Origin of the sequence: Actinomadura geliboluensis (assembly GCF_005889745.1) — a bacterium.
GTDB lineage: Bacteria > Actinomycetota > Actinomycetes > Streptosporangiales > Streptosporangiaceae > Spirillospora > Spirillospora geliboluensis.
Genome location: NZ_VCKZ01000575.1, coordinates 1 through 4,608, shown reverse-complemented (window position 1 = coordinate 4,608; position 4,608 = coordinate 1). Strand labels below are relative to the sequence as shown.

General features: G+C 68.8%; 5 protein-coding genes. All 5 read left to right on the top strand.

What is annotated here, in order from left to right; all coding sequences use genetic code 11:
* Window positions 1-1,105: depupylase/deamidase Dop (dop, locus tag ETD96_RS41640; protein WP_138641985.1), on the top strand; the 1,105-nt coding region annotated here is incomplete at its 5' end.
* Window positions 1,106-1,390: 285 nt separating this feature from the next.
* Complete coding sequence (locus tag ETD96_RS41635) at window positions 1,391-1,600, top strand: ubiquitin-like protein Pup (protein ID WP_089325987.1); 210 nt, start codon at window positions 1,391-1,393, stop codon at window positions 1,598-1,600.
* A 112-nt stretch (window positions 1,601-1,712) separates the two neighbouring features.
* Window positions 1,713-2,888, top strand: a complete 1,176-nt coding sequence (locus tag ETD96_RS41630; protein ID WP_240808602.1) for an endonuclease VII domain-containing protein — start codon at window positions 1,713-1,715, stop codon at window positions 2,886-2,888.
* 158 nt (window positions 2,889-3,046) lie between these two features.
* On the top strand, window positions 3,047-3,892 hold the full coding sequence (prcB, locus tag ETD96_RS41625; protein WP_138641984.1) for a proteasome subunit beta: 846 nt from the start codon (window positions 3,047-3,049) through the stop codon (window positions 3,890-3,892).
* 21 nt (window positions 3,893-3,913) lie between these two features.
* Window positions 3,914-4,608: proteasome subunit alpha (gene prcA / locus ETD96_RS41620; protein ID WP_138641986.1), on the top strand; the 695-nt coding region annotated here is incomplete at its 3' end.

Here is a 4,608-nt window from a genome sequence, read left to right as displayed (position 1 = left end):
CCCCATCCAGCTCTACAAGAACAACACCGACAACAAGGGCGCCTCCTACGGCTGCCATGAGAACTACCTCATGCGCCGCGAGACCCCCTTCGCCGACATCGTCCGGCACCTCACCCCCTTCTTCGTCTCCCGCCAGGTCGTCTGCGGCGCCGGCCGCGTCGGCATCGGCGTCGACGGCCGCGGCGACGGCTTCCAGATCAGCCAGCGCGCCGACTTCTTCGAGGTCGAGGTCGGCCTGGAGACCACCCTCAAGCGGCCCATCATCAACACCCGCGACGAGCCCCACGCCGACCCCGAGAAGTACCGGCGCCTGCACGTCATCATCGGCGACGCGAACATGGCCGAGCTGTCCACCTACCTCAAGCTCGGCACCACCTCGCTCGTCCTCGCCATGATCGAGGACGGCTTCCTCACCGTCGACCTGTCCGTCGACATGCCCGTCGCCGCGCTCCGCGCCGTCTCCCACGACCCGTCCTGCAAGCACCTGCTCACCCTCCGCGACGGCCGCAAGATGACCGCCGTCCAGCTCCAGATGGAGTACCTCGAGCAGTCCCGCAAGTACGTCGAGGACCGCTTCGGCGCCGACGTCGACGAGATGACCAGGGACGTCCTCGACCGCTGGGAGTCCGTCCTGCACCGCCTGGGCGACGACCCCATGCAGCTGTCCCGCGAGCTCGACTGGGTCGCCAAGCTCTCCCTGCTCGAGGGCTACCGCAGCCGCGACGGCCTCGACTGGTCGCACCCGCGCCTGCAGCTCGTCGACTTGCAGTACACCGACATCCGGCCCGACAAGGGCCTCTACAACCGCCTCGTCGACCGCGGCCGCATCGACCGGGTCATCACCGAGGCCGAGGTCCAGGCCGCCGTGGAGGACCCGCCGGAGGACACCAGGGCCTACTTCCGGGGCCGCTGCCTGCGCCAGTACGCCGAGTCCGTCGCCGCCGCGTCCTGGGACTCGGTCATCTTCGACGTCCCCGGCCGCGAGTCGCTCCAGCGAGTCCCCACCTTGGAGCCGCTGCGCGGCACCAAGCAGCACGTGGGCGGCCTCCTGGACCGCTGCCGCACCGCCGCCGACCTGGTGGCCACCCTGACCGGCCAGAGCTGACCGGACGCCTCGGAGCCGGGCGGCGCGAGAGCGCGCCGCCCGGCTCTCGCGCGTTCCATTGGATAGTGTGACTATCGAGCCCTATCGCCCCGCTGACCTGCGCGGACGGGTGAGGTCTCGGTTTCGTGACCGCTTTGCCCGTTTCACTGCCCGGCGGACCGGCGATAACCCGAGCATGCCCTCGGCCCGCGGGGGAACCGGGACGGCGAAACGGACGTTTCAAGATCCGCTAGCCGTCGAAGATCCCGGCTAGGGTCGGAGGCACCGGCAGAGCGGAGGTACGGAATGGCCACGAAGGACACCGGCGGTCAGAAGCAGACCACCCGGCGCACGGAAGAGGTCGAGGAGACCGAGGCCACGACCACCGAAGACGTGCAAGAGCGCCAGGAGAAGCTCACGGACGACGTGGACTCAATCCTGGACGAAATAGACGAAGTATTGGAAGAGAACGCAGAAGACTTCGTCCGTGCCTATATCCAGAAGGGGGGGGAATGATCCCGGTTTGTCCGATCCGCTAGCCCCACCAATCGGACAAGAGCCCGAGGACAATCTCCTCATAACCTAAAAGCCATCCCGAACGCATGGGCGAGACTTTAAAGTCTCGCCCATGCGTTCGAAAGTGTGCCGTGACTGCGGCGAACTGAAGCCCGAGACCGACTTCTGGAAGCTCACGTCCTCCAGGGACGGCCTGGCCTACTACTGCAAGGTCTGCTTCGGTCTGCGCAACAGCCGTTCATATCGGAAGAAACAGGCGAAGCTGGGCAAGGCAACGAGGGCCTATCGCCGGCATTCGGATGTCCCGGAGGGGATGAAGTACTGCCCGCAGTGCGAAGAGGTGAAATCGGTCGCCGAGTTCGGCCGGAACCGCTCCGCCGCCTCCGGTCTGACCCACTACTGCCGCCCGTGCCACGCCAGGGCGGTCGCGGAGATCAGAGACCGCAAGCACGGCAGCGCGCGCAACTACCTGCTCAAACTCCGCTACGGCGTCACGGAGCAGGAGGTCGACCAGATGATCGCCCGCCAGGGCGGAATCTGCGTCGTCTGCCTCCGAGCGAACCCAGAGCACGTAGATCACAGCCACCTCACAGGTGTGGTCCGCGGAGTTCTCTGCTTCAAGTGCAACGGTGCGCTCGGCCAGTTCCGCGACGACCCGCGCCTGCTGGGCGATGCCGCGGAATACCTGGAGCTCCGCGGCCCGCACGCGAGCCGCATGCATGCCGAAGTCGGCTCGCCGGTCATCGACGATCGCGCTCGCCGCCACGACGGCTTCGCCCGCTGGGGGGCGAGGACGACGCCCAACACCACGCCCCGGCAGAACCACCTGCGCCGCAGGTACGGAATCAACGACGGGGACGCGGCATGGCTTCTCTCCGTCCAGGGCGGCATGTGCGCGATCTGCTGGGACGCGCCCGCCGAGCACGTCGACCACGATCACGTGACGGGTGCCGTCCGGGGGATGGCGTGCGGCGGCTGCAACACGGGTATGGGCCAGCTCGGGGACGACCCGGTTTCGCTGAGGCGTGCGGCGGACTACCTGCTCGGCGAACTGGTCAGGACGGTCCCCGCGCCGGGCGGGAGGGGACGTCTGTCGTTCACGGTGCCCGACGTCGACCCGAGCACGGTGGCGGCAGGGGGCTGGGAGTCGTACCGGGAGGCGGACGGTCGTCATCGCCGGTCGGTGTGGACGGTCGACGACGACCATGAGGGGCCGACATGGCTGTCCCGGTGCCTGGAACAGATCATGGACTCCTATGCGTCCATGGTCGACGAGCGCGCGGGGTGACGTTCCGGGCGGTTGTCGCGCTGTGAGGGTTCGCCGTGGGCTTAGGCGGGTGGGGATCACGTGGCATGCGCGCGGGCGACCTTGAACAGTAGGGTCGTAGACGTCCGTGCCGGTGGGGTTGTCCAGCGCCGGTGCCATGGTGGAGGGAAGGGAGTCGCGTGGCGTCCCACGATTCGCATATCGGGCGTCTGCCCGGGTTGTTCGCGAACCCGGATACGTCGTCGTTCACCGAGTTCCTGGGGGCGTACTCCCCGCAGTCGCTGCCCGGCGGGCGGACGCCGCCGGCGTCGCGGGCGGGGGACGAGATCCCGCACGGGACGACGATCGTCGCGGTGAGCTTCCCCGGCGGGGTGGTGATGGCGGGGGACCGGCGGGCGACCGCGGGCAACGTCATCGCGCAGCGCGACATCGAGAAGGTGTTCCGGGCGGACGAGTTCTCCGCGATCGCGATCGCCGGGACGGCCGGCATCGGGATCGAGATGGTGCGGCTGTTCCAGGTGGAGCTGGAGCACTACGAGAAGCGCGAGGGCCGGACGCTGTCGGTGGAGGGCAAGGCGAACCGGCTGGCGACGATGGTGCGGCAGAACCTGGCGATGGCGATGCAGGGCCTGGCGGTGGTGCCGCTGTTCGCGGGCTATGACGAGGAGCGGGACGAGGGCCGGATCTTCTCCTACGACCCGGCGGGGGGCCGGTACGAGGAGCGGGACTTCCACTCGATCGGCTCGGGGTCGGTGTTCGCGCGCGGCGCGCTGAAGAAGCTGTACCGGGGCGACCTGTCGGCGGAGGACGCGGCGCTGGTGTGCGTGCAGTCGCTGTACGACGCGGCGGATGACGACTCGGCGACGGGCGGGCCCGATCTGACGCGCCGGATCTTCCCGGTGGTGGCGTCGGTGACGTCGGACGGGTATCGCCGGCTGGGCGAGGACGAGGTGGGCGCGCTGGCGCAGGCCGTCGTCGACGGACGTTACGACTCGCCGGGCGGTCCGACCGCCCCGCTGCGATAGAAGGGATCCTGACCGGTGTCCATGCCGTTCTACGTGTCGCCCGAACAGCAGATGAAGGACAAGGCGGACTATGCGCGCAAAGGTATCGCGCGTGGCCGCAGTGTCGTGGTGCTGCAGTACGACGACGGCATCCTGTTCGTGGCGGACAACCCGTCGCGGGCGCTGCACAAGATCAGTGAGATTTACGACCGGATCGCGTTCGCGGCGGTGGGGAAGTACAACGAGTTCGAGAACCTGCGGCTGGGCGGGGTGCGGTACGCCGACATCAACGGGTACCAGTACGACCGCCGGGACGTGACGGCGCGGGGGCTGGCGAACGTGTACGCGCAGTCGCTGGGGACGATCTTCACGGAGACGAACAAGCCGTACGAGGTGGAGCTGGTCGTCGCGGAGGTGGGCGAGGACGCGGAGACCGACCAGATCTACCGGCTGACGTTCGACGGTTCGGTGGCGGACGAGCACGGCTATGTGGCGATGGGCGGGCAGGCGGACGCGGTGGCGCAGTCGCTGAAGGACGGCTACCGCGAGGGCTCGTCGCTGGTGGAGGCGCTGCGGACGGCGGTGCGGGCGCTGGAGGCGCAGGATTCGGACCGGCATCTGGAGGCGACGTCGCTGGAGGTCGCGGTGCTGGACCGGAACCGGGAGCACCGGCTGTTCAAGCGGCTGACGGCGGCGCGGATCGCGGATCTGCTGTCGGCGGCGGAGGGGGCCGGCGG